Source organism: Desulfovibrio oxyclinae DSM 11498 (genome assembly GCF_000375485.1).
GTDB lineage: Bacteria > Desulfobacterota > Desulfovibrionia > Desulfovibrionales > Desulfovibrionaceae > Pseudodesulfovibrio > Pseudodesulfovibrio oxyclinae.
Genome location: NZ_AQXE01000010.1, coordinates 106,277 through 131,413 on the forward strand (window position 1 = coordinate 106,277; position 25,137 = coordinate 131,413).

At 56.1% G+C, this 25,137-nt stretch carries 23 protein-coding genes and 1 tRNA gene; 10 read left to right on the forward strand and 14 right to left on the reverse strand.

The features are described from left to right. Positions 1-2: 2 nt before the first annotated feature. Complete coding sequence (locus B149_RS0111965) at positions 3-1,640, reverse strand: CTP synthase (protein WP_018125401.1); 1,638 nt, start codon at positions 1,638-1,640, stop codon at positions 3-5. 168 nt (positions 1,641-1,808) lie between these two features. Between B149_RS0111965 and B149_RS0111970 the strand changes: the two genes are divergently transcribed. The 3 genes from B149_RS0111970 (at position 1,809) to B149_RS0111980 (ending at position 3,282) form a co-directional block, all read left to right on the forward strand. Next, on the forward strand, positions 1,809-2,618 hold the full coding sequence (locus tag B149_RS0111970) for a phosphoribosylformylglycinamidine synthase subunit PurQ (RefSeq protein WP_018125402.1): 810 nt from the start codon (positions 1,809-1,811) through the stop codon (positions 2,616-2,618). A 31-nt stretch (positions 2,619-2,649) separates the two neighbouring features. Then, the gene (locus B149_RS0111975) at positions 2,650-3,108 is read left to right on the forward strand and encodes a nucleoside deaminase (protein ID WP_156816815.1); all 459 of its coding nucleotides are present in this window, start codon (positions 2,650-2,652) and stop codon (positions 3,106-3,108) included. An 80-nt stretch (positions 3,109-3,188) separates the two neighbouring features. Further along, positions 3,189-3,282, forward strand: a tRNA-Ser gene (locus B149_RS0111980). 71 nt (positions 3,283-3,353) lie between these two features. On the opposite strand, the gene B149_RS0111985 is transcribed toward B149_RS0111980, so the two are convergent. Further along, positions 3,354-5,042, reverse strand: coding sequence for a potassium channel family protein (locus tag B149_RS0111985; protein WP_018125404.1), 1,689 nt, complete (start codon positions 5,040-5,042; stop codon positions 3,354-3,356). 323 nt (positions 5,043-5,365) lie between these two features. Then, complete coding sequence (locus tag B149_RS18015; RefSeq protein ID WP_018125405.1) at positions 5,366-8,065, reverse strand: ATP-binding protein; 2,700 nt, start codon at positions 8,063-8,065, stop codon at positions 5,366-5,368. A gap of 194 nt (positions 8,066-8,259) precedes the next feature. Between B149_RS18015 and B149_RS0111995 the strand changes: the two genes are divergently transcribed. Continuing rightward, entirely contained in the window at positions 8,260-8,466 is a 207-nt protein-coding gene (locus B149_RS0111995; protein WP_018125406.1) for a hypothetical protein, read from the forward strand. A 63-nt stretch (positions 8,467-8,529) separates the two neighbouring features. On the opposite strand, the gene B149_RS18350 is transcribed toward B149_RS0111995, so the two are convergent. After that, the gene (locus B149_RS18350; RefSeq protein WP_018125407.1) at positions 8,530-11,223 is read right to left on the reverse strand and encodes a methyl-accepting chemotaxis protein; all 2,694 of its coding nucleotides are present in this window, start codon (positions 11,221-11,223) and stop codon (positions 8,530-8,532) included. A gap of 275 nt (positions 11,224-11,498) precedes the next feature. Here B149_RS18350 and B149_RS0112010 point away from each other — a divergent pair, with 275 nt between their 5' ends. From B149_RS0112010 to B149_RS0112020, 3 genes are all read left to right on the forward strand, one after another. Continuing rightward, the gene (locus tag B149_RS0112010; RefSeq protein ID WP_018125409.1) at positions 11,499-12,287 is read left to right on the forward strand and encodes a LytR/AlgR family response regulator transcription factor; all 789 of its coding nucleotides are present in this window, start codon (positions 11,499-11,501) and stop codon (positions 12,285-12,287) included. An 8-nt stretch (positions 12,288-12,295) separates the two neighbouring features. Beyond that, a complete protein-coding gene (locus B149_RS0112015; protein WP_018125410.1) occupies positions 12,296-14,020 on the forward strand; it encodes a LytS/YhcK type 5TM receptor domain-containing protein in 1,725 nt (574 codons plus the stop codon). Positions 14,021-14,158: 138 nt separating this feature from the next. Continuing rightward, the gene (locus B149_RS0112020) at positions 14,159-15,580 is read left to right on the forward strand and encodes a carbon starvation CstA family protein (protein WP_018125411.1); all 1,422 of its coding nucleotides are present in this window, start codon (positions 14,159-14,161) and stop codon (positions 15,578-15,580) included. 97 nt (positions 15,581-15,677) lie between these two features. Here B149_RS0112020 and B149_RS17130 read toward each other — a convergent pair whose 3' ends face one another. Both B149_RS17130 and B149_RS17135 read right to left on the reverse strand, forming a co-directional pair. Beyond that, positions 15,678-16,445, reverse strand: a complete 768-nt coding sequence (locus B149_RS17130) for a substrate-binding periplasmic protein (RefSeq protein ID WP_083909224.1) — start codon at positions 16,443-16,445, stop codon at positions 15,678-15,680. Positions 16,446-16,734: 289 nt separating this feature from the next. Next, on the reverse strand, positions 16,735-17,166 hold the full coding sequence (locus B149_RS17135; RefSeq protein WP_040372728.1) for an alanyl-tRNA editing protein: 432 nt from the start codon (positions 17,164-17,166) through the stop codon (positions 16,735-16,737). Positions 17,167-17,316: 150 nt separating this feature from the next. Between B149_RS17135 and B149_RS0112040 the strand changes: the two genes are divergently transcribed. Further along, complete coding sequence (locus B149_RS0112040) at positions 17,317-17,667, forward strand: NifB/NifX family molybdenum-iron cluster-binding protein (protein ID WP_018125415.1); 351 nt, start codon at positions 17,317-17,319, stop codon at positions 17,665-17,667. A gap of 110 nt (positions 17,668-17,777) precedes the next feature. On the opposite strand, the gene B149_RS17140 is transcribed toward B149_RS0112040, so the two are convergent. Then, positions 17,778-18,338 (reverse strand): DUF2179 domain-containing protein, encoded by a 561-nt coding sequence (locus tag B149_RS17140; protein ID WP_051069562.1) that lies wholly within the window; start codon positions 18,336-18,338, stop codon positions 17,778-17,780. A gap of 637 nt (positions 18,339-18,975) precedes the next feature. Here B149_RS17140 and B149_RS0112050 point away from each other — a divergent pair. Beyond that, the gene (locus tag B149_RS0112050; protein ID WP_018125417.1) at positions 18,976-19,605 is read left to right on the forward strand and encodes a class I SAM-dependent DNA methyltransferase; all 630 of its coding nucleotides are present in this window, start codon (positions 18,976-18,978) and stop codon (positions 19,603-19,605) included. 8 nt (positions 19,606-19,613) lie between these two features. Beyond that, the gene (locus B149_RS0112055) at positions 19,614-20,255 is read left to right on the forward strand and encodes a class I SAM-dependent DNA methyltransferase (protein ID WP_018125418.1); all 642 of its coding nucleotides are present in this window, start codon (positions 19,614-19,616) and stop codon (positions 20,253-20,255) included. Between the two features lie 125 nt (positions 20,256-20,380). On the opposite strand, the gene ilvC is transcribed toward B149_RS0112055, so the two are convergent. The 7 genes from ilvC to B149_RS0112090 all read right to left on the reverse strand — a co-directional run bounded on the left by ilvC (position 20,381) and on the right by B149_RS0112090 (position 25,108). Further along, positions 20,381-21,370, reverse strand: a complete 990-nt coding sequence (gene ilvC, locus B149_RS0112060; RefSeq protein WP_018125419.1) for a ketol-acid reductoisomerase — start codon at positions 21,368-21,370, stop codon at positions 20,381-20,383. A gap of 140 nt (positions 21,371-21,510) precedes the next feature. After that, positions 21,511-21,999 (reverse strand): acetolactate synthase small subunit, encoded by a 489-nt coding sequence (gene ilvN, locus B149_RS0112065; protein ID WP_018125420.1) that lies wholly within the window; start codon positions 21,997-21,999, stop codon positions 21,511-21,513. Positions 22,000-22,013: 14 nt separating this feature from the next. Continuing rightward, on the reverse strand, positions 22,014-23,705 hold the full coding sequence (ilvB, locus tag B149_RS0112070) for a biosynthetic-type acetolactate synthase large subunit (RefSeq protein WP_018125421.1): 1,692 nt from the start codon (positions 23,703-23,705) through the stop codon (positions 22,014-22,016). Position 23,706: 1 nt separating this feature from the next. After that, positions 23,707-23,934 carry a DUF465 domain-containing protein gene (locus B149_RS0112075; RefSeq protein WP_018125422.1) on the reverse strand — a complete coding sequence of 76 codons (228 nt, stop codon included), beginning with the start codon at positions 23,932-23,934 and terminating at the stop codon, positions 23,707-23,709. A gap of 31 nt (positions 23,935-23,965) precedes the next feature. Then, entirely contained in the window at positions 23,966-24,286 is a 321-nt protein-coding gene (locus B149_RS0112080) for a DUF167 domain-containing protein (protein ID WP_018125423.1), read from the reverse strand. Further along, positions 24,283-24,786 carry a DivIVA domain-containing protein gene (locus B149_RS0112085; RefSeq protein ID WP_018125424.1) on the reverse strand — a complete coding sequence of 168 codons (504 nt, stop codon included), beginning with the start codon at positions 24,784-24,786 and terminating at the stop codon, positions 24,283-24,285. The genes B149_RS0112080 and B149_RS0112085 overlap by 4 nt, the downstream gene beginning before the upstream one ends. 13 nt (positions 24,787-24,799) lie before the next feature. Continuing rightward, positions 24,800-25,108, reverse strand: coding sequence for a YggT family protein (locus B149_RS0112090; RefSeq protein ID WP_018125425.1), 309 nt, complete (start codon positions 25,106-25,108; stop codon positions 24,800-24,802). Positions 25,109-25,137: the final 29 nt, after the last annotated feature.

The window sequence follows — 25,137 nt, forward strand, 5'->3', positions numbered from 1 at the left end:
TCCTAGTCGTCCGACTTGTTTTCCTTCGCGGCCTTGATGAAGTCGCGGAACAGGGGATGCGGACGCATGGGGTTGGACTTGAACTCGGGGTGGAACTGACAGCCGAGGAACCACGGATGATCCGGAATTTCAACGATCTCGACCAACTCACCGTCCGGCGAGGTTCCGGAAAGAACCAGTCCGTTTTCCTTGAGGACTTCGGAGAACTTGTTGTTGAATTCGTAACGATGACGGTGGCGCTCATCGATATTGGCAACGCCGTAGGCCTTGTGCGCGTTGGTGTCCTTGTGCAGCTTGCACGGGTAGGCGCCAAGGCGCATGGTGCCGCCCTTCTCGGAGCTTTCGTCGCGCACTTCGGTCTTTTTGGTGCGGAAGTCGTACCACTCGGTCATCAGGTAGATGACGTTGTTCTGCACGGTCTGATCGAATTCCTCGGAGTTGGCGCTCTCCAGTCCGGCCACGTTGCGCGCGAACTCGATGACGGCGCACTGCATGCCGAGGCAGATGCCGAAGAACGGGACCTTGTTTTCACGTGCGTACTTGATGGAAAGGATCTTTCCTTCCACGCCGCGGGAGCCGAAGCCGCCGGGAACGAGGATGCCGTCAAGATGCTTGAGCTTGCGCTCGTAGTTCTTGGGCGTGATCTTTTCGGAATTGACGTATTCCAGTTCCACCTTCACGTCGTTGGCCACGCCGCCGTGCACAAGGGCTTCATGCAGGGATTTGTAAGCCTCGGTGAGATCCACATACTTCCCGACGACGCCGATGCGAACCGTGCCAGCCGGATTCTGCAGCTTGTCCACCAGTTCTTCCCACGGTTCCAGAACGGCGTTCTTGGCCGGAAGTTTGAGCAGTATGGCAATCTTCTGATCCACTCCTTCCTCATAGAAGGAAAGCGGCACTTCGTAGATATTTTTCACGTCCACGGCACTGAACACGGCGTCGCGGTCCACGTCGCAGAACAGGGCGATCTTGCGCTTGATGTCCTCATCAAGGTTCACTTCGGAACGGCAGAGAATGATGTCCGGCTGTATGCCGATGCTGCGCAGTTCCTTGACGGAATGCTGCGTCGGCTTGGTCTTGAGTTCACCGGCAGCCCGCATGTAAGGCACGAGGGTCAGGTGGATGTAGAGGACGTTCTCCTTGCCCAGCTCGTTCTTCAGCTGGCGGATGGCCTCCAGAAACGGCAGGCCTTCGATGTCGCCCACGGTTCCGCCGATTTCGATGAGAGCCACATCCTCGTCGCGGGGCATGCTCAGGATGGATTCCTTGATCTGGTTGGTGACGTGGGGAATGACCTGCACCGTACCACCAAGGTAGTCGCCGCGGCGTTCCTTCTGGATGACGGTGTTGTAGATGGAGCCGGAGGTGTAGTTGTTTCGCTGGCTCATGGGCACATCGAGGTAACGCTCGTAGTGCCCGAGGTCGAGGTCGGTTTCCGCGCCGTCGTCGGTCACGTATACTTCACCGTGCTGGAACGGGTTCATCGTTCCGGGGTCGACGTTGATGTACGGGTCGAGCTTCTGGATGGTGGCCTTGAGCCCGCGAGCCTGCAACAATGCGCCGATGGAAGCGGCAGCCAGGCCTTTGCCCAGAGAAGAAAGAACGCCGCCCGTTGTGAAGATGAACTTGGTTTTCATGATTTCGGTTTGCCCCTTGGTTGAACCTATTGACTTAATAAAATGATACCGGGCTCCTGCCCGGATTGTTGACTGCTGCCGCGCCCGCACGTATGTACGTCGGCAAGCAACGCGGCCACGAGTATTTTGCAGGGCCGCACGGATATGTCAATACGGGAGGATGAATCCATGGCCCGCGTCAACGCACTGGTCATTACCGGATACGGCACCAATTGTGAACAGGAATGCGCTCATTCCGTCAAAAAGGCGGGAGCGGACGACGCCACGATTGTGCACTTTTCCGATATTTCACGCGGTCTGGTCCGCATGGAAGACTTTAACTACCTGATTTTCCCCGGCGGATTCCTCGACGGAGACGACTTGGGCGCGGCTCAGGCAGCGGCTCACCGCTGGCGCTGGTCCGAAGACGAAAACGGCAAGCCGGTTCTGGACCAGCTCAAAGCTTTCTTCGATGCGGGAGGAGTCATCCTCGGCATCTGCAACGGCTTCCAGCTCATGGTCAAGCTGGGCCTGCTTCCCGCAGTAGGCGGCAGGTACTTCGAGCGGCAGGTATCGCTTTCCTACAATGATTCGAACAAATACGAAGACCGCTGGGTCACGCTCAAAGCAAACCCCGACTCTCATTGTGTCTTCACCAAGGACATAGACACCCTCTACGTCCCGGTACGCCACGGCGAGGGAAAGATCATCGCCAGTGACGAAAAGATGCTCGACGAGCTGAGCAAATCCCAGCAGATCGCCCTGCAATACATTCACCCCGAGACGGGTGAAGTAAGCATGGAATACCCCTACAACCCCAACGGTTCTCCCTTGGGCATCGCCGGTCTCACCGATCCCAGCGGCCGCATTCTCGGCCTGATGCCGCACCCGGAAGCCTTCAACCATCCCACGAACCACCCGCACTGGACGCGAGGTGACGTGGGCACCCTTGGCACCGCCCTGCTTGAAGGTGGCGTGCGGTATCTGAAGGAGAAGTAGGTTGCGTCCTTCGCCCGTTCCTCCCGAGGATATGAACTGGCGGGCCCTCATGGACGTCGCCCTGCACGAAGCACACGCCGCGGCCGATGCGGAGGAAGCTCCCATCGGCGCGGCGCTTTTCGACTCAAGCGGCAAGTTGATCGCATCGGCACATAACGGTCCCATCGCGCTCAACGACCCCACCGCTCATGCCGAAGTGCTCTGTCTGCGCCGCGCCGCATCAGCGCTGAACAATTACAGGCTCCCCGGAACCATCCTCGCTGTGACGCTCGAACCCTGCCTCATGTGCGTGGGCGCCATCCTTCACGCCCGGGTATCCGGCGTCATCTTCGGCGCGACTGACCCTAAACGCGGCGCTTTGGTGTCCAACCTTGAAGGACACTCCCTCAGCTTCTCCAACCACCGCCTCTGGCAGGTCGGGGGAATCATGGAAAAAGAGTGCGCCTCGGTTCTGCAACAGTTTTTCCGAAGCCGCCGTAAAAACCGTTGAAATTCATACTTGCATCCAACGGCGACAGCGTTTATAAACGGCATCCCATTCGGCATTAGCCATATTGCCGCACCAAACGCGGAGAGGTAGCGAAGTCCGGCCGTAACGCGCTCGACTCGAAATCGAGTTACGGGTATCCCCCGTACGTGGGTTCGAATCCCACCCTCTCCGCCACAACAATCCAAAAAGCCCTCACGGCCATGGTCGTGAGGGCTTTTTCACTTCATCAAAACATAGATTATCCCTTAGACCTGATACTTCTCAAGGAAGCGTCGCTCGTCTTCGGCTGCGCCGATGACGAGGAGAGAGGCGCCGTTTTCAAGGGGGAGTGTCGGGTCGGGGTTGATTTCCATTTCTTCGCCGCGGGATACGGCGATGACGCTGCAGCCGGTGTCGTCGCGGATGTTGCTTTCCATGAGTGTTTTTCCGGCAAGGGATGAGCCTACTTCGACTCGGAAGATGTTCAGGCCCTCCGTGAGAGTCATGACTTTGCCCGGACTCAGCAGGTTGATGATCGTGTTGGCAGCCATGGTCGCATAGGACATGACGAGGTCGGCACCAGCCTTATGCAGCACCGTAATGTTTCTGTCGAACGTGGCGCGGCTGATGATCTGAATGTCCGGCCTGAGGCGCCTGCAATAAATTGTCAGATAGATGTTCAGGTCATCGTTGTGTGTGGTGACGAACACCGAGGGAGCGCTATCGATTCCGGCCGCCTTCAATACCTCAAGGTCCGATGCGCTGCCATGGGCATAGTGCTTTTCGTCCTTGATAAGCTTCTTGTTTTTCTCAACAATCTTATAGTCAACGTTTCGCCGACTAAGTAATCGGGCTGCAGACTGCCCCACTCGTCCGCCGCCCAGGATAAGCACCGGCGCATCCATGGAGGGGGCCGGGCCGACGAAGTCGTCATACGCATCAAGCTGCTCTTCGGTCCCGGCAAGAATCATGATCGTTTTGGCACCGATGACGGTATCCGGCAGTGCTGGCACCAGTCGGCCCTGCTCCCACAAGCCGACGATGTTCATCCCGGTGGCGTCGCGCAGACCGCAGCCCTTGACGGTCTGGCCCACAAGCGGCGTATTGACGGCAGGTGCCTCAGCAATGTTGAGCTTCTTGATATTGCCGATGACATTGCTCCGAGCGCCAGTGCCGAGGGTGCGCCGGGCGAGCATCTCACCGAGCATACTCATGAACTGGAAAACATGACTTGCGCCTGCCAGCTGGAGGATATCCACCGACTCTTCCGAATCGGCATTGGCAACCACCTGCACGTCTGGAGCCACTTCACGAAGCGTGTAGGCTGCATTGGTATTTTTTAAATCATCGCTCAACAAGACGATCATGGCCGCCTGATCCGCCCGCAGAAGCTTGTATGTCTGCGGGTTGTCCGAATCGCCCACCACGGCCTTGTACCCCTGATCCACCAGATCAAGAGCATGGTTAACCTCGTTGACCAGAATGCAGTATTTGTAGTTGAACTGCCTGACGCGAGTCGCAAGACTGAGCGCGATTCTGTCCGAGCCGATGATGATAAGGTGTCCGGAGGTATCCTCGGGCAGTTCGCGGGCCGCTCTCGATTTGCTCTGTGCTTCAAGGTACGGCGCATAAAAGAACTGGATGAAGGTGAAAGGCAGCATCACAAGCAGAAAGACAATGCCTGACATGAGCACGCAAAGAGAAAAAATCCTTCCGATGTCCGAGGTGAAGGTAATGTCGCCGAAGCCGAGCGTAGACATGACCGTCAAAGTCCAATAGATGCCCGTAACCCATGAATAATGCTGTCCTTCCATTTCCATGAGGATATGAAAAAGGACACTGTAGAGCGCGATAAAGAAACAGAGGAACAGAACGAATCTGATAAGGGAATGAAGATTCCGTTGCGCACGACGATCATGAAAAAAATACAGCAACTGGGAAGGAAGAAATTTCATCGATTCGCTCTGCTTTGTTTATTGCGTCCACTCTGAGCGGTCATGCCCCGTAACGACTGTCTGAAAGGTTCGGCCCGTCCTTATCGCCTATTCACAGCGGCCAGCATGGTGGAAACAAGCTGCCGACCATAAAGGACAATCACGGTTTTGACCTTTACCATGAAGCCCCTTCAAGGGCCATACCTGTTTCCCTTCACCCACTCGCAAGGGAACAGAATTAATCACAACGCCGAGCAGATTCACCCTCACGTTTATCCTTGAAAAAACAAAAGCACCGACCAATGAGCCGATGCTTTCTTTCTGCTGCGCCGTATACATATCACTCAGTCATTGGCCGCCGAATGAGCGGAGGTCACTTGAGCCAGCTTCGTGTGCAATTCACTGATGTTCATTGGTTTTGAAAGATAATCGTCCATCCCCGCTTCGAGCATTATCTCCTTGTCGCCGCTCATGGCGTAGGCTGTTATGGCGATGATGGGAATGCTCTTGTGGCGATCCCCCGCTATGCCGTCACGAATAAGCCGGGTGGCCTCGATTCCATTCATGACTGGCATCTGCACGTCCATGAGCACCAAATCGTAATCCCCTTCTTCAAGAGATTTCAGAGCCATGTCGCCGCTTGCCACCGACTCGTATCGCAGGCCGATACGCTTCAAGGCGTTTTCGATGAACATGCGGCTGACCCGATCATCTTCGGCCAACAGCACCTTGGGAGAGCCCACAATCTCATTGGAGTCCACCGCGGACTCGGCTTCAGCATCCCGTGCATTCATCCCTTTTTCGAGAGGAACGGTAAACGAGAACGTGGCGCCGACTCCAGGCTCACTTTCAACCCAAATCCGCCCCCCCATGAGTTCAACGAGTTTCCGGCAAATGGCGAGACCGAGCCCCGCACCCTGATATTTCCGTGTATATCCTTGATCACCCTGCACAAAAGGCTCGAACAGTTTCTCCAGATTCTTTTCGGGGATCCCAATACCGGTATCAGTGACAGCAAAAAGAACCATTTCCGCACCGGTCTCCTCATCAGATTCAAGGCGCACCATAATGGTCACGCTCCCGGCTTCGGTAAACTTCAGAGCGTTGCCAACCAGATTATCCAACACTTGCTCAACCCTGAAGCCATCCCCTATCACAACCGCAGGCAGCTTGGCTGCGACATCCGTTTTCAGTTCCACCCCTGCCTGATCATAGGCAAGCCCGAAACGTTGTCTGACTTTTTCCACGGCTTCAGCCAGAACATACGGTTCGTGCCTGAGCTGAATGCGCCCTGCTTCCACTCTGGAGATGTCGAGGATGTCGGCAAGAAGGGTTGTAAGCCGGTCCACGGATTCCAGTGCTGTCTCAACATAGTCGCTTTGTTCGCTATCCAGCTTGGAATACTGAATAAGCTGAAGCATACCCTTCACACCATTAAGCGGAGTGCGGACTTCATGACTCATGTTGGCCAGAAACTCGCTTTTGGCGCGACTCGCGGATTCGGCAAGCTCCTTGGCATCCATTACGGCTTTCTCTGAACGGATGCGGTAGATCGCCATGGCATAGAGCCGCGCAAGAGACTGAATCTGGCTCAGGTCCTTTTCATCATATGGTTCATCGGCATTGCCCAATGCTATTTGTCCGTGTAGCTCTCCTTCGAAAACTGCCGGCACGGAGAGAAAGGTCTCCACCGGAAGATGACCTTCGGGGATGGCGCCATACACTTCGTGCGAGCGAACGTCATTGGTGTAGAATCCCGTCATGGTATTGAGGCTTTGCCCCCATATTCCTTTATATCCACCCGTTCCGCTGTGGAATGGGACCCTGCCTGAGGCGAGATCGCAACTGCCGTCGGAAAACATTGGAGTGGTGACATGACAGATGTTTTCGCCGCTTTCGGAGTCGATTGAGGAGACATAGCCCACCCTGCTGCCCGTAATATTGAGAGCGTGCCGGTGCACCACTTTGGAAACGCTGTTGATATCGGCCCCGGGTTCGGTAAGTGCCACCGCTATGTCGGCAAGGGCGTGATTGATGGCCAGCTCTCTTCTGAGAGTTTCTTCGGCAGCCTTGCGCCTGTCGTTCTCCGCCTGAAGTTGCGAGTTGACCTCGATCAGTTCGGTCGTGCGCTCATCCACCGCCCGTCTCAATCTTTCTGCCTTGTTGGAAAGCAGGTATACGGCGATCCCAATTAGCAACACCACAAGGGAAGCCAGAATGCGAAACGGCCACAAGGCCCAGCCGTCATCTGCTCCCCACCCTTGTTTCGGAGACATGGCAAGCGTCCAATATCCCTCCGGCATGGGGATTCTGCTGGTAATGATCTCCCGACCGTCCCCCGCATCAAGGCCGAAAAAGACCGCTCCGTCTTCATTGGCCAGGCTCATATCCACGCTCTGCGTAAGCCCCGAAATATTAATTTCATCAAATACTTCAGGAAGATCAAGGACCATGGAAACAAGACCCCAGAAATGCCCTTCATCATACACCGCAACGCGACATATGAGTCCTAGGCCGCCCTGCCGCAACTTGTACGGTCCGCTGATGGTGATCCTTCCGCTTTCCACCGCACGCTGGACATCGGCCCGCACCTGAGGTCGCGGGTCGTTCATGAGATCATGCCCCAAGGCCTTTCTGTTGCGCTCAAGAGGATACACGAATCGATTGACCCCGCCGGGGGCTACTATGAAGTTCCTGATGCAGCTGCTGGAGGCATACAGTCCGGAGGCGAATATCTTGAATGTTTCTGGGAAGTCAGACTTTCGCGGGGCGTACTCAACATAGGTTTCGGTAAACGCCTTGAGGCCCTGCAATAATGAAAATTTGCTGTTCACGGCGTTATTGATGGTCATGGCCACCTGTTTTGACTTGCGTGAGACCTCGGCCCGCTCCTGCCGCATGAGTAACTCTGCGTACATACGATCCAGAAACGCCATGATAACGCCCATGAACAGGATTACCAGCAGCGAATACAGAATGGCTTTGCCTCTCCCGACGCGGAAAAAGCCCTGCCTTTTCGAACTCTTATTTCCGGATACGTTCACGCTGTTTTACTCCGTGGCTGTTTCCGACAATAATGACATGGTTTCCTCATCGCGATAATCCTGTTCGGATCACATGCGACCGCCTGAATAGGCAGGACGGCCCTGTCAACTGTCACGCAATCAGATCATCCCTTGGAAATTGGAGACTCATCTGCTATCCGTCAGCCACTTTCAAACAGAAAAGAGGATCCAACATGAGTAACGAAGACAATCCTTTCATGCTTCCCGGCAATCCGGACACCCGGATGCTTGTATCTTCCAACCTGACTGCGGCCACCTGCACGCTCATCGCCTCCGGCATGGAGCAGGAGAAAGCGGCAGAAACGGCCATGCACCTGTTCGGCTCCATCGACTCGTTCATTCGCGAGTCCATTGAACAGGCCGAAAGCGAAAAGGAATAACTCCTTCAAAAAACGGGACCGTCCATTCGCGGGCGGTCCCTCCCATCCAGCGTCCCGGCCGAACTACCTGAAGGTAATGTCGGCGCGGACTCTCCCCTGACCAATCTTTGTTTCCTTCACAGTTATCCGCTGGCCGAAGTATTCTGCGGCCGCCTTGAGGATGCCCACAAAATATTCGCCGTAATCCCGTGAGGAAATGTAGGTCATGGACAACGTGTCGCCCTTGTCCTCATATTCGAACTTGGGCGGCTTGATGCCCGGCATGTCTCTGGTGAGGTTTGCATGAATGTTGTTCATGGAAAGCAGGAATTCCTTGAGGTTGTCACCCTTGAAATACCTTCGGTACATCTTCACGAAGGAGGACATGGTGTGCTGCCCAACCTTGGTGAAAAATTCCTTTACGGACTCGCCGGTCTTCTCATGAACCAGATCGGCCATTTGCCTGAGCACTTGGTCGGGGTAATTCTTGGTCGGCATGAATGTGGGGTTACCCATACTCTCCATGACATCGTCGTGCACCCCTTCCCCGTACTCCTTGCGGATGAATTCCTTGTAGAATTTCGGCAGAATACCGCGCATCTGACCCTGAGACTTGCGAAGTTTGGACTTGTCTTCCTTGTTCTGCTTGAAGCGCATGGAAAGCTCCAGCAACTCGGATGAAAGCTCCGCGAGGTCTGCCGTGGCGCCTGCGGCCTGCTCCGCGCCTTCGGCAGCTTCATTGGCAATACCCGTAATTTCGTCCACGCTCTTGTTGATCTCCTCGGCAGCCGCGGACTGCTCTTCCGCGGCTGTGGCGATCTGGGCCACCCGGTTGTTCATGTCTTCGATGCGAAGCATGATGTCATCAAGGGCAGTGACGGCCTTGTTCGACGATTCCGTGGATCGGTCCACCTGCTTTTTGGTCGTTCCCATCGAATCAACAGCACGCCGGGAACCGTTTTGAATCTGTCCGATGGCCTGTTCAACCTCTTTGGTCGCGCTCACAGTTTTCTCGGCCAGCTTGCGCACTTCGTCTGCCACCACTGCGAACCCCCTGCCGGCCTCACCGGCGCGGGCTGCCTCGATGGCCGCGTTCAGGGCCAGCAGGTTCGTCTGATCCGCAATGTCGTTGATGACCATGATGATCCTGCCGATCTCTCCGGCCTGACCGTCAAGGGTCTCAAGCACGCCTTCCAACTCTTCGGCCGACCGGGATACGCTCTCCACGGAATCCAGAGCAACGCTGACCATTTCCGACCCATCACGGGCGGATACCGTGGCCTCCTCTGCAACCTTGGAAGTCGTGGCGGCATTGTTGGCCACTTCCACCACCGTCGCCACCATCTCCTCCATGGCCGTTGCCACGGAGTTCGACTGCTCCCTCTGGGATGAAGCGCCGCGCGCCTGCTCGTCGGCAGATGCCGAGAGCTCTTCCGATGCGGATGCGACCCGCTCGGCAACCTGAACGATCTGGATTCCGGTCTCGGCAAGCGACTCCTTCTGTCGCTCCATGGTCTGCTCCTGCTCCCTGGCCTGCTCAAGGGCGATTTCGGCCTGCTGCTTGGAATGCATTGCGGAATCCTTTGACTCCTCGACTTCCGCCAGACGCTCCTTGATGTTCTGGACCATAGTCCGTGTTGACTGCTGAAGCTTGCCGAGAAGCCCGCTCAATTGCCCATCGAAGGTGGCATCCAGGTTGCCCGAGGCCACTTCTTCTGTGTAATTGACCACGTTGCGCAGCGGCACCAGAATGGAGCGGCCAACAAAGAAAACGAAGAGCACGGCAAGAGCCACAACCGCAATGGTAATGGAAAGAGCAAGCAGCTCCTGACTCCTGTAGTGGTCAGCCCGTATTTCAAGGAGCTTGTTCAGTTCCGTCTTGGACACGAGCCAGAGGTCCATGGCCTTGGCCGATGCCTCCAGCAGCTCATCAATGAAAATCTCTTCATCAAGCTCGCCTTCAGCCATCCGTTCCATGGTGGCAATCAACTGGCCATTGGCTTTTTCATACGCGTCAAACGCTGACGGGACTCTGGTATGCAAACTGTCGGACCGGCCGTGGTTACCCGCGTCCTCGGTCATTGCCTTGTTCATGGATTCCTGAATCTGTTCCTGATCCGACTCGACACGGCTGGCGAACAGACGAAGCCGCGCCTGCTGGCGCGCAGTGATCGAACCCTGCTGCAACACGGTCAAACCGAACTCGGCTAATCGACTCAGGCGCACATGAGCGGACGGGATCGAAAGCAGCGTCATGTCCATCATGTAGTAACTGTCGAGGACCGGATCGAGAATGAGATCCGAAGTATCACCAACGTGCGAGATCAGCTCCGAAACATCCCCGCGAAAGCGCGAGATTTCCTTTGCGGCCTCCTCGCCACGTTCTCCCCGGAAGTCCCGCCAACGACTGACCAGATCATCGTATTCAAGATGCTCTCTGCCGCGTTTGCCAAGCCCTTCCGCCGTGACCTCCAACGACTCGGCATATTCAACATGCTTCTTTTTGAGATCACTCAGCGCCGACTCGATGGTCGATTCGGCCTCCCGTGCCAGATCCTCACGTCCGGCAAGGACGCCTGCCTGCAACCCCGGGATTGTCGCAAGGATTTTCTGAAGGGGCTGCTGGTACTCGTTTCCCCGGTACTCTTCCGTCGTGACAGTAATGTGCTGATCAAAGCTGTCTTTCAGGAAGAAACCCAGAATAACAATCAATACCAGAAATACGGAGCTGGAAAGGATCAGCTTGTTTCGTATGGAGATCGCCTGCAGGTACTTCATTGAAACCTCAAACTATCAACTGTGAAAACATTTTTGAATTCCCACGACTATATCAACAAAATCATCCACATCAATTATATAGATCAGACAATCGGCGTTTTCCCGGTCAAGACGCAGATGAAGCTCAAGCGGTTTCACGCGAAGTCAAACCTGTCACGTTTCACATTCCATAAAGCTGAAATTTTTGGAGTTCTCTTCATGATTGAGCAGAGTATCACCGGCAACAGTGCAATTGCACTGTTGCCAACCGCAAAAAGAGGTCTTACAGAACCCTCGTGACGCAGGACAAAACCATACGCACTCTCCTCGTGGACGACGAGCCGCCAGCCATCGACGAACTGAGCTACCTTCTTTCGGGCTATCCCGACGTGGAGGTGGTCGACACCGCAGGCAACGCGGCTTCGGCAGTGGAGCTGGTCAGGCAGACCCGTCCCGATCTTGTCTTTCTGGACATTCAGATGCCCGGCAAAAACGGTTTTCACGTGCTGTCGGAAATCATGGAGGAACGCGAGGCACCGCTTGTGGTCTTCATTACGGCTTATGATGAGTACGCCATCCGCGCCTTCGAGGAAAACGCGGTCGATTACATTCTCAAGCCGGTGCCCGAAGACAGGCTCAGAAAAAGCCTTGAACGGGTGCGTGAACGTCTCGACGAAGCGCAAGAGAATGAACCTTCCTCCAGCTCGCTTCAGAAGCTGCTTGCCGAAGTGGGCATCAAACCCGGCATAGCCCGGGTGAGCGTTGAACACTCCGGGAAAAACGTCCTGCTTAATCCTCGCGAAGTGGACTACTTCGAATACTCTTCCAGACGCGTGTACGCCAATACCGCCGGCGGGGAATATCCCTGCCAGTCCGACCTCACGCTCGACAGGCTCGAAGCCAGACTCGGCGGGTTCGGCTTTTTCCGCACCAACCGCTCGCAACTGGTCAACCTCTCGCGCGTTCGTGCCTACGCTCCGTGGTTCAACGGAAAATACGTCCTGACACTCGACAATGCCGAGGAAACAGAAATCACCGTCAGCAAGGCCCGCGTCAGAGAATTCAAGGAAGCAATCGAGCTTTAGGGGGCGCCATGAGCACCTATGAAATAATCCTCACGCTGGCCGAACGGTTCGGGCTGCTCGTCGGCGGCGTCTTTCTGCTGATGACCATCACCCCGGCCCAGCGCATCGGTTTTACGCACGGACAAAGCAAGACGCGAACCATGCTGCTCACCGTCTTCTTCGGGCTGTGCGGCATCCTTGGCACATATACCGGCAACTTCGTCTTCGAGTCCGTGGCAAACCTGCGCGCCATGGTGGTCATCACCGGCGGCCTGTTCGGCGGTCCGGTGGTCGGCATCGGTTCCGGACTCATCGCCGGAGTGCACCGCATCGTGACCGACCTCAATGGCTTCAGTGCCTGGCCCTGCGGAATTTCCACCGCCATGGAGGGGCTCGCAGCCGGCCTGGTCAGCCTGTGGTTCTCCGGCCGCGCCATGAACTGGAAGGCCGCCGCCACGCTTGCCCTGCTTGGTGAGAGCCTGCACATGGCCCTTATCCTCATTCTTTCCCGCCCTTATGGCGAAGCCGTGGCGCTGGTGCAGCTCATCGCGCCGCCCATGATCATCATCAACACCGTCGGCGCCGCGCTTTTCGTGGAGATAATCAACATCTTCTCCCGCGACCGCGAGCGGCGAGACTCGATCCACGCCCAGAAGATTCTGGACATCGCCAACCACACTGTCAGTTACCTGCGGTCCGGACTGACCATCGGCTCGGCCGAGGCCATGGCCACCATCATCAGACAGCGCGTGGAAGTGGGCGCGGTGGCAGTCACCGACACCCGCAACGTGCTGGCCCACGTGGGAGCGGGCGAGGATCATCATCTTGCGGGCCATAGCGTACGTACCCTCGCCACGCGGGAGGTGCTGGAAAATGGTGACCCACTTTTCCTCGACACACGCGAGCACATTCGCTGCGACGATCCCGAATGTCCCATGACTTCCGCCATCATCGTCCCGCTTTACAAGGACGGAACCATCATCGGCACGCTCAAGTTCTACGGCACCCGTAAAACACCGTTGAACAACACCCTCGTCGAGCTTGCCAAGGGGCTGGCAAATCTGTTCTCCACCCAGCTCGAACTCGAAGACATTCAGGTCAAGGAACAGATGCTGGCTCACGCGGAAATCCGCCGCCTGCAATCGCAGATCAACCCGCACTTCCTGTTCAACTCGCTGAACACCATCACATCGTTCTGTCGGACCAACTCAGAAAAGGCCCGCGATCTGCTGAAGGACCTCTCCTACTACATGCGGCGCAACCTCGACCTGAGCCGCGGCTTCATTCCTCTTTCGGAAGAGCTGGATCAGGTGCGCAGTTATCTGGCCATTGAGCAGGCCCGCTTCGGTGACCGCATCAAGGCCGAGATCGAAGTCAGTGACGAGTGCGCAAAGTGGCCCATCCCGCCCCTGACCATTCAGCCGCTGGTGGAGAATTCCGTTCGGCACGGCCTCCTGTCCGGTGAGGAAGGCGGCACGGTAACCATTTCGGCTTCATGCGAGGACGGGCATCTCGTGATCAATGTTTCCGACAACGGCGCGGGCATGGACGGCGACACGCTTCAGCAATTCTACTCCAAGAACTGCGTGGAATCCCGCACTCAGGGAATCGGGGTGCGCAACTGCCTCAACCGTCTGGAACACATTTACGGACCGCAATACACCCTCGACATCCGAAGCAGGCCGGGGGAAGGAACGGACATCAACTTCCGCATTCCGGAGATGCCGAAGGCTGCCGCAGCAAGCACGCACTGACCCATTGAACACAGCACAGGGCATTTCATCCGGCCAAAAGGTCAATTCAGACGCAAACCGTTGAAACGCGAGAACGGAACCTTCTAAGGGAAAGGGCACCCCGCAAGAGGTGCAACGAAAATTTTCCGGAGGTTTCCAATGTCATTCTTTTTTCTTTGCGTAGCTCTGTTGATCACGGGCTACTTCACTTACGGCAAGTTCGTGGACAAGGTCTTTGCCCCCAACGGCAATGTTGCCACGCCCGCCTATTCCATGCAGGACGGCATAGACTACATGCCGCTTCCCAAATGGAAGCTGATCTTCATTCAGGTGCTGGACATCGCCGGCATCGGCCCCATCTTCGGCCCGATTCTCGGCGCGCTTTACGGTCCGGCCGCACTGCTGTGGATCGTCATCGGCTGTATCTTCGCAGGCGCGGTTCACGACTACTTCAGCGGCATGCTCTCCGTGCGCAACAAGGGCGCCAGCGTCCCCGAAGTCGTGGGCGAATATCTCGGCATGTCCGCCCGTCAGGTCATGCGCGTCTTCTCGTTCGTCCTGCTGATGCTCGTGGGCGTGGTCTTCGTGCTCAGCCCGGCCAAACTGCTCAACGGACTCACCGGCATCGACACCGGCCTGCTCGTGGCAGCCATCTTCGGTTACTACTTCCTGGCGACCATCCTGCCCATCGACAAGGTCATCGGCCGTTTCTACCCGCTGCTCGGCGCACTGCTGCTGACCATGACCGTAGCGCTCGTAGTAGCCCTGTTCGCCTCCGGTCACGAAGTGCTGCCGGCGCTGGACTTCACCACCAACACGCACCCCGGCGACAAGCCGCTGTGGCCGCTGCTGTTCATCACCCTTTCCTGCGGCGCCATCTCAGGCTTCCACTCCACTCAGTCTCCGCTGATGGCACGCTGCGTGAAAAACGAACGTGAAGGCCGTTCCGTATTCTACGGCGCCATGATTATCGAAGGCATCATCGGCCTGATCTGGTGCACCCTCGGTCTGTCCTTCTACAACTCCCCCGAAGCCCTCTCCGCAATCGTTGCCGCAGGCAGCCCCGCAGCGGTGGTGGCCGAAGTGTCCAAGAGCCTGCTCGGACAGGTCGGCGGTTTCATGGCCATCATGGCCGTCATCGTCCTGCCCATCACCAGCGGCGACACCGCCTTCCGCTCCACCCGTCTCATAGTGGCGGAAGCCTTCAACATGAAGCAGAACGCCGTGGCCAAGCGTCTGACGGTTGCCGTGCCCCTCTTCGTGCTGGGCTACATCATCTCCACTCAGGACTTCTCCACCATCTGGCGCTACTTCGGCTTCGCCAACCAGAGCCTTGCAACGCTGGTTCTCTGGACAGCCGCCGTCTACCTGGCCCAGCGCGCCAAGCTGCACTGGATCGCAACGGTGCCGGCCACCTTCATGACTGCCGTCTGCGTCACCTTCATCTGCAACGCCACTATCGGCCTCAATCTGAGCTATAACATCTCGGTAATTGCCGGAATCGCAGGCGCCATTGCCGCGCTGGCCCTCTTCCTCGTGAAGTTCGTCATCGGTGCCAAGCCAGAGGAAGAGCCTGCCTAAGCCTCCTCTCCTCCCGAACGAAACAAGGCCAAAACACAACGGGCCCCGCAAAAGCGGGGCCCGTTTTCTTTATTACGATTAGATCAGGCGCCACAGATTATTCGTAATAGGAAACAATCCTTTCCATCTCGCCGCTTTCACATAACCGCCGGATGCGTTCGTTGATCTGCGGCATACGCTCTTTCATGCCTGGAGAAGCGGTAAACACGAAGCGAAGGCCGACACTGTTCACCGGCGTTGATGAAATGAAATAATCCGCGACTCCGAATTCCGCTTCGGTACGCATTATCCACTTGCCAAGCGCCTGATCCATCACGGCAACGTCGATTCGCCCGGCGTGAAGCATGCGGAACAGGAGCTGTTCACTGTTCACGTCATAGCGCTGGGAAAGGCCCGAATCAAAAAGGCTCTGCAGTTTCGGGTAAACATAATTCGTAATGCAGCCGACACGTTTTCCTGCAAGACTGGAGAGAGTATCGAACTCAACCGGATCCGATGCCCTTGAAAAAACAACATCGTTGACTTCCAGAATAGGAATCGACCAAAGCAGATTGTCATAATTCCCGCTCATCCACTCTTTTGCTTCGGCCCTCGCATAAGTAACTCCGCCAGTCTTTTTAAGAAAAACGCGAGGAGCGGGGGCAGTGCGAACCTCCAGATCAAGGTCGCGAGGAAGTACTCTGGCGAGCACGTCCAGCACTATTCCCCCAGGCTCGCCATCCATGGTCATTTCAAATGGCGGCCACCCGCGGGAAAAAAGCGCATACACAACCCGCTCCGACGAAGCTGATGCTGCCTGAGCTCCAAGAACGAGCAGGAAAAAAAAGGTTGTCACTATTTTGGAGAACACAGCAATCTTTACCATGAGGTTTGGGCCGGAGCAATTGCGTTAAACACATCTGCTCCGGCAGGAATGGGACGCAGGGCCGACATACTCCTGTAACATGAGCACTTCATCATTTGTGACGGAGGGTTGCATGTTCATGGGATGCCTGTTTCAAGTAAGATACTGCAAGCGTTGCGACGCCAACACATATCATCGATACCTGAATCCTCTGCGAAATCCGCTGATCGTGAGGGAGGTATGGGAGTGCGTCTCCTGTGGAGAACGCCTGCGAGAAGCCATCAGGCGCAAACATGCCATTTGAAAACGGCTAGTCGAGCTTGAAACGGATACGCAGGACGCCTTCGGAATAATCATGCGTCGTCAACCTGAATACTCCCACATCTTCGGTCTTGCTTACGTGCTGACCTATGCACGGACAACTGTCGAAATCCCCCACGTGAACCACCCGCACCTCGTTGACTCCTTCGGGCAGACGCCCAAGATCGTATCTCGACGCGGCATCCTGAACGGAAGTCATCTCATCGCTCACTGGCAGGTTTCGAGCAAGCTGTTCATTGACGCGCCGTTGCACCTCGGTCGCCTCATCTTCCGACAGCGCACGATCGAAATGGTAATCGCACTTGGATTTTCCAGGATTGATCCGGGCGCTGAAGCATCTCCCGCAGTCGAACATAGCAACCATGACACCATTCAGAACATGCTCCGCCGTATGCATGGCAGCTTCATATCGTTTTGACATTTGATTCCTCCGTGCAGTCCTACTACGCTGGGAAACCGTGAAGAACAAGTCTCGATCCATACGCGCTCGGTATGATTTCAGGCTGGCCTTCCATTTATTTTCGGCATGATGTATAGGGATTAATTCTCAACCAATCAAGCGAGGTGCTAGATGAAAATAGCAATTCCCACCCGCGACAATCTCGTGGATGAACATTTCGGCCATTGCCTGCATTTCACCATCATGACCGTACAGGAAGGCGGCATTGCCGATACGGAAACCCTCCCCGCTCCGGAAGGGTGTGGCTGCAAGTCCAATGTTGCCACTGTGCTGGCAGACATGGGCGTGAAAGTCCTTCTGGCAGGCAACATGGGCATGGGAGCGGTTCAGGTGCTCGGTAAAAACGGCATAGAAGTGATTCGCGGTTGCTCCGGCAACGTGGATGAGGTCGCCCAAAAGTTCCTTGCCGGAGAAGTGAAGGACCAACTCATCGAATGCAATCATCACGACTGCCACCACTAAAAATCCGCTGAAATATCGCGCATAAAAAAACCGGCTTTCTCAAGCCGGTTTTTTTATGCTTTGAAGCGGAAAAAATGGAATAAATCTCTCAAAGACACCTCCCAGCGAAGCTAGTTCGCCTCGGCAACCGTTCTGGATTCAGACGGACACTGCCCCTGAGCCGGGGAATGGCACCATGCCACTCCGGCGCTTTCGTAAGTGTAGAACACGTTCGGATCAATGCTTCTGGCAATGCCGATTACCTGCTTGAAGTCGCGACGGCGACAGACGACGAACTGTACGGTCACCGGTCCTTCAGACCCTTCGCCTGCGACAACCGTGGTTCCAAAGCCTTCCGAACGCATGGCCTGCGCCAACTCAGCGCCCGAAGCCGGACTGATGAAACGCACCACCACATGTCCAAGTGCCATTTTCCGCTCGGCCCAGATGCCTGTCACGTTTCCACATGCAAAGCCAAGCGCATAGCAGATGCCAAGCGCCGGTTCCTGCCCGACCTTGGATATCACCGCTGACGTTCCGAGCACCCAGATGGTCATTTCAAGCGCACCAAGCAGAAAAGCCATCTTGGTCTCGCCCTGCACGGTCATCATGGTTCTGACAGTCCCGAGCGTCAGCGCCACGACCTCCGAGAGAAATATTAAAACACCTAAAATAATTGTATTTTCCATCATGCTATCGCCCTCCTTCATTCGCGAGGGAGACTGAATAGTTATAACGCCCTGTTGGGTCAAGCGGAAAAAGCAGGGTTAGGAGATTTTTCTTGTGACAACTCGGTGAAGACTCAAGCTCTCAGGCAGACGCCCCAGAACCAGTCTTTCTTCTGCGGGGGATCATGTGAGCTGTTTGTACCGTCAACATTTCGATTTGGTGAGCAAGCTGTTTCCATTGGGCAAAAAAATTATCAAATCTTTTCCGATCCTTTCGAGTCAGCACGCAACGGAATGTCAATGTTCAATATTTATAAGCAGTAAGAGGGGTTTCTCGACAAATGCAGGACCATTGCAAAACCGACCTATCCGATTTGACAAGCTCTGGTAATCCGTCTAACAGACGATGCAACGGAGTATTTCTTCCGCACTAATCGAAACAGAATTGGCTTGTCCGCCAGAAACGCAGGACGAAAACGAGATGCATTTCTCATTTTCAAGCTTCTTCATAACCTGCGTTTTGCAACGGATAGCAACATATAAAAACAATGCTAGTTTTCAATGATGCATTGAGGAGGAACTGCATAGAGTAAAAATGCATTAGAAAAATTTCTGATAATCGCGAAGCTTCTTGCGCTTCAAAAACCTTACGGGGGTTATGATGCAAGAGACACCGGAGAAATGGGTCGCGACCTATGAGGCACAGACGGCCGAAGAACTTGTGGAAGCCTACCGATGCTGGGCATCCGAGTACGACACTGACTGCTGCGACGGCATGGGATATGTCGGTCCAAAGGTAGCTGCAGGGCTATTGGATCACTATCTCAACAAACCCACAGCGCGGATTCTTGACGCCGGATGCGGCACGGGACTTGTCGGCGAAGTGATGAATAAAATGGGCTACCAGAGACTGGAAGCCATGGACTTTTCCCGGGACATGCTCCGCGAGGCCGAACAGAAGGACGTCTACGACAACGTCTTTCACGCCGACATGAACAGGCGCCTGCGGCTCGCGGACAACTCCTACGACGCCATCATCTGCGTCGGCACCTTCACTTACGCACATGTCGGTCCCGAAGCCTTCGACGAACTGGTCCGCATCACGCGGCCCGGCGGCTACATATGCTTCACCATCCGCGACGGCGCTTATCAGGAATACGGCTACAGGCGTCGCATGCTCGACCTCGAAGCCAACAAGGCCTTCGAGCTCAAGCAAATGGTCGATACCGACTACCTGAGAAAGGAAGACGTCTCCGCCAAGTACTGCATCTACGAAGTTCAAAACGCCTAGGAGGAATCATGGTTACCGACAACAAGACGCTCGACAAGGTCTATACCGCCACCAACCACGAAGAACTCATGGACGCTTATAAGGACTGGGCTGGCAACTACGATGCCGACACCGTTGACGCATTCGGGTACGTGGCACATGAGGTTACAGCACGCGCTCTGGACAAGGTCTGCGAAGACCCCAAGGGCCGCATTCTCGACGCAGGCTGCGGCACCGGCCTTGTGGCTGAATCACTCAAGCGCATGAAGTATGACAACATCGACGCACTCGACTACTCTCAGGAAATGCTCGACGAAGCTGAAGGGAAAGGCGTCTACAAAAAACTCATGCAGGCCGACCTGAGCAAGCCGCTGGACATAAAGGATGACGCCTACGACGGCATCGTCTGCGCCGGAACCTTCACATACGGACACGTCGACGCCAAAGGCTTCGACGAGCTGATCCGCATCACTAAGCCCGGCGGACACATCTGCTTCACCATCCGCGACGGCGCGTACGAAGACTATGGCTACCGTGACCGCATGATCGATCTGGAGCGTTCCAATGCATGGGAACTGCTCAGCATGGAAGAAGCCGACTATCTGCGCAACGAGAACGTCAAATGCAAGCTGTGCACCTACAAGGTCATGCAAAAAGGCAGCCCGTCCTAGTTCGCCGGAGGCATATCGCACTTCAAGGCGAAGGCTTCGGCCTTCGCCTTTTCTCTTGATCCTCACATCACAAAAAAGGGCGGCTCCCTCTCGGGAACCGCCCTTCGTGTGTTCTTGAACCGAGACTACTTCTTGAGCCAGCTCATCATTTCGCGCAGACGGGTGCCGACTTCCTCGATCTGATGCTCGGCGCCGAGGCGGCGCTGGGAGCGCAGCATGGGCTGTCCGGCCTGATTGTCGAGGATGAAGTCGCGTGCGAACTTGCCGTTCTGGATTTCCTTCAGCACGGTCTTCATGGCTGCACGGCTCTCATCAGAGATGACGCGGGGGCCGGTGACGTAGTCGCCGAATTCCGCGGTGTCGGAGATGGAGTAACGCATGGCCGCCATGCCGCCTTCGTACATGAGGTCAATGATCAGCTTGAGTTCGTGCAGGCACTCGAAGTAGGCGACTTCGGGCTGGTAACCAGCCTCCACCAGAGTTTCGAAGCCGGCCTTGCAGAGCTCGGTCAGACCGCCGCAGAGCACGGCCTGTTCGCCGAAGAGGTCGGTCTCGGTTTCTTCGCGGAAAGTGGTCTCGATGACGCCGGAACGGGTGGCACCGATGCCCTTGGCGTACGCCAGAGCGATGTCGAGGGCATTGCCGGAGGCATCCTGTTCGATGGCAACCAGCGCGGGGACCGCTCCACCTTCGGCAAAGGTGCGGCGGACCATGTGGCCCGGGCCCTTGGGCGCGACCAGCATGCAGTCGATGCCCTTGGGCGGCACGATCTGCTGAAAATGCACGTTGAAGCCGTGGCCGAACGCGATGACGTTGCCCTCTTCGAGGTTCGGGGCGATGTCGTTGTCAAAGACCGTCTTCTGTACCTGATCGGGAAGCAGAATCATGACGAGGTCTGCCTGCTTGGCGGCCTCGGCTGCGCTCACCGGCTCAAAGCCGTGTTCCTTGGCCAGATCATAGTTCGGACCGCCGGGGCGCTGTCCGACTACGACGTTCACGCCGGAATCGCGCAGGTTCTGGGCATGGGCGTGGCCCTGGGAACCGTAACCGATGATGGCGACGGTTTTGCCCTTGAGAAATTTCAGATCCGCGTCCTTCTCGTAATACACCTTCATTGCTCTCTCCTGAGGGGTTTTCCCGCATACAAACTGCGGGGTGGGGTGACGTAGAATCCCCCGACATAACGACAGCGCAACCCTCCCGGCCAATTACAGGCCGGGGGGCGCAATGTCCAGCGGGAAATCGGGGGGTGTCGCTACTCGGCGGCCTGCATGGCGCGGCGCATGGCCACGTTGCCGGTGCGGGCGATTTCCTTGATGCCGAATCTGGATAGCAGGTTCAGAATCGCGGAGATCTTGCCGCGGTCGCCGGTGCATTCAATGGAAAGCTCATCCATGCTCACGTCCACGACCTTGCAGCGGAAAATATCCGTAATGCGCAGAATCTCCGCGCGCTTGGAATCTTCGGCGTTGACCTTGATGATAATCATCTCGCGGTCCACCGACTGCAGTTCGGTCATGTCCACCACCTTGATGATGGGCACGAGTTTTCTGAGCTGTTTGACGATCTGCTCGATGATGGCGTCATCTCCCTCGGCAACGATGGTCATGAGGGAAACGCCCTTTTCGAGCGTGGGGGCAACGTTCAGGGATTCGATGTTGAATCCGCGCCCGCTGAAGAGACCGGCGACCCTGGAAAGGACTCCGGGCTCGTTTTCGACCATGATGGAAAGTGTGTGTCGCATACCGCTTAACCTCCCTACACCAGAAGCATCTCGGTCAACGACGCTCCCGCCGGGACCATGGGATAGACGTTTTCCTCGTTCGTCACGCGTACATCAATGATGGCCGGCTTGTCTGTGCTGAAAGCCTTCTTCAGCACGGGGCCGACATCCTTCTTCTGCGTGATGCGATACCCTTCCGCGCCGTAGGCTTCGGCCAGCTTGACGAAGTCAGGCTGCGCGTCCATGCAGGTTTCACAGTAGTTGCGATCATAGAAGAGCTCCTGCCACTGCCTCACCATGCCAAGGAATCCGTTGTTGAGGATGACGATCTTGACTGGCAGCTTGTTGCAGACCACGGTCATCATCTCCTGAATATTCATCTGGATGGAGCCGTCGCCTGCGATATCGACCACCAGCTTGTCCGGGAAGGCCTTCTGCGCGCCCATGGCTGCCGGAAAACCGTAGCCCATGGTACCGAGCCCACCGGATGTCAGGAAACGATTCGGCTCCTTGACCTTCAGGAACTGCGCCGCCCACATCTGGTTCTGTCCCACCTCGGTGGCGATTATGGCCTCGCCTTCCGTGATATCCTGAATCATCTCCACAACGTACTGCGGTTTGATGCCGTCTTCCACGTCGTTGTAGGTCAGCGGGTGCATCCGGTCCCATTCCTTGAGCTGGCACCACCACTCGTCATGCTTGAGGCTCCAGTCTTCCTGATCGTGGAGCGCCTGCATCTCCTTCTTAAGGGAGGCGAGCGCGCTCTTGCAATCCGCCACGAGCGGCACGTGAACGGACACGTTCTTCTGGATGCTGGTGGGATCCACGTCTATATGCACGATGGTCGCGTGCGGCGCGAACGTGCTGACCTTGCCGGTGACCCGGTCATCGAAGCGGGCTCCGACGGCGAGCAGCAGGTCACAGTGATTCACCGCCATGTTCGCCGCGTATGTGCCGTGCATCCCGAGCATTCCCAGCCAATTGTCCCCGTCGCCGGGATAGGCTCCAAGGCCCATGAGGGTCGAGGTAACCGGAATACCCAACTTGTCGGAAAGCCAGCGCAACTCCTCGTGGCTCTTGGAAAGTACCACGCCGCCGCCTGAGTAAATCAGCGGCCGCTCGGCGTTACGAATGAGCTTGGCAACCTTGCGCACCTGCCCCACATGAGGCTTCACGTTGGGGTTGTAGCTGCGCATGCTCACGTCTTCCGGCCACTCGAACTTGCACTTGCGGTTCATGACGTCCTTGGGAAGGTCCACAAGGACCGGACCGGGCCGTCCGGAGCGCGCGAGAAAGAACGCCTGCCGGACGGTCCGGGCCAGATCATTTACATCAGTGACCAGATAGCTGTGCTTGGTGCACGGCCGCGTGATACCGACGATGTCCACCTCCTGAAAGGCGTCGTTGCCGATGAGCGGCGTGGGCACCTGGCCGGTGAAGACAACCACCGGAATGGAGTCCATATAGGCCGTGGCGATTCCGGTAACCGTATTGGTGGCGCCGGGACCCGAAGTGACTAGGCATACCCCTGCCTTGCCGGTGGCGCGGGCATAGCCGTCCGCGGCATGGATGGCGCCCTGTTCGTGACGCACTAGGACATGCTCTACGGAAAAATTGGGGATTTCGTCGTAGATGTCGATTACGGCTCCGCCCGGGAAGCCGAACATTACGTCTACGCCCTCTTTTTCCAAACACTTCAATAAAATCTGGGCCCCGGTCATCTCCATTCTAATCTCCCGTAACGTAGTGCTCCAACATGGACTGGAGCTTGGTCTTGCCAGCGAGCTTTTTCTTTTTAAGCTCCTTGACCTCCTGCTGTTCAGCAGAGCTGAGGTAGCTCTTTGCTTCCAGCTTATTCAACAATTTTTCGTACTGTACGTGCTGTTCATATAGGGCCTTGAGCTCTGCATCTTCGACCTGGAACTTCTCGATGAGTTCAATTTCTCTGGCTTCCATGAGCACTCCTTTGGTAATGATTGACCTTTCCTCAGCCTGCTTTTTCCAGGCGGCTGAAGTCCGGTTTGCAGCCGGCCTCGACAGCCAGCACCTTGTTCCTGTTTGCATGCCCCGACTCCAGAGTCAGGTGACGGGGCTTGATCTCCAGCAGTTTGGCGAGAAATGCCACAAGCGCCCTGTTCGCCTTGTTGTCCACTGCGGGAGCGGCAAGGCGAACCTTGAGACTCTGCCGGTACGGCCCGACAACCTCGCTTCGCTTGGCGCCGGGCTGTGCCCAGATGGAAAGACGCCACCCGCCGCGTCGCGACTGGCGTATGTATTCGTGGGGTTCTGTGGTGAGTTGCTCGCTCATTCGGCCTTTTTCAAAAACGTCAGTTTGGATTCCAATTCTTCGATGCGGTCCACTTCCGGGTCGGAATGCTCCAACATTCGTAGGTGTGCATCCAGCAGACTTTTCAGCTGGGCTTCAAATTGGGTCCTTTGACGTTTGAGGCTCTCAATGTCCTCATAGACGCTGGCAAGGCGTTCGTGACCTTTCCTGATGGTCTCTTCCGCCTTGCTTTCCGCCTCATCCCGAATGAGTTTGGCCTCGCGATGGGCCGAGGTCTTTATATCGTCCACGACTTTCTGCGTATTCATGAGCGTGTCACGAAGCGCCTCGTCGCGCTGACGGTATTCCTGAAGCATCGCATCCATGCGTTTGATCTTCTTGCGCATGTCCTTTCCGGCATCCACGAGTTCACCGACAGTCTCGGCGACCTCAAGCATGAACTGATCCACCTCGGCCCTGGAATAGCCGATCATGGATTTGGAAAAACGTTTGTTGAGAAGATCTATCTTGGTAACGGACACGGCGACACCTCCCTTACATCACTGCGCCTCCGCGCATGGAGAAGGCCAGATCCATGAGGTTGGCGACAAGCACCATATCAAGAACCTGGAGGGCCAGAATGACAACAATGGGCGACAGGTCGATGCCGCTCACGACGGCAAATGGAATCCACTGCCGGACTTTATGGAATACGGGCTCGGTAAGGCCGCGAAGAAAACGAACGATGGGGTTGTAGGGATCGGGGTTGACCCAGGAAAGCAGGGCCGAAATGATCACGATCCACATATATCCGTTGAGGACGATGCTGAGAATTTTTGCAATGGCGAAAACCAGATGGGACATATATCCTCCACATTTGCGGGCAAAACCCA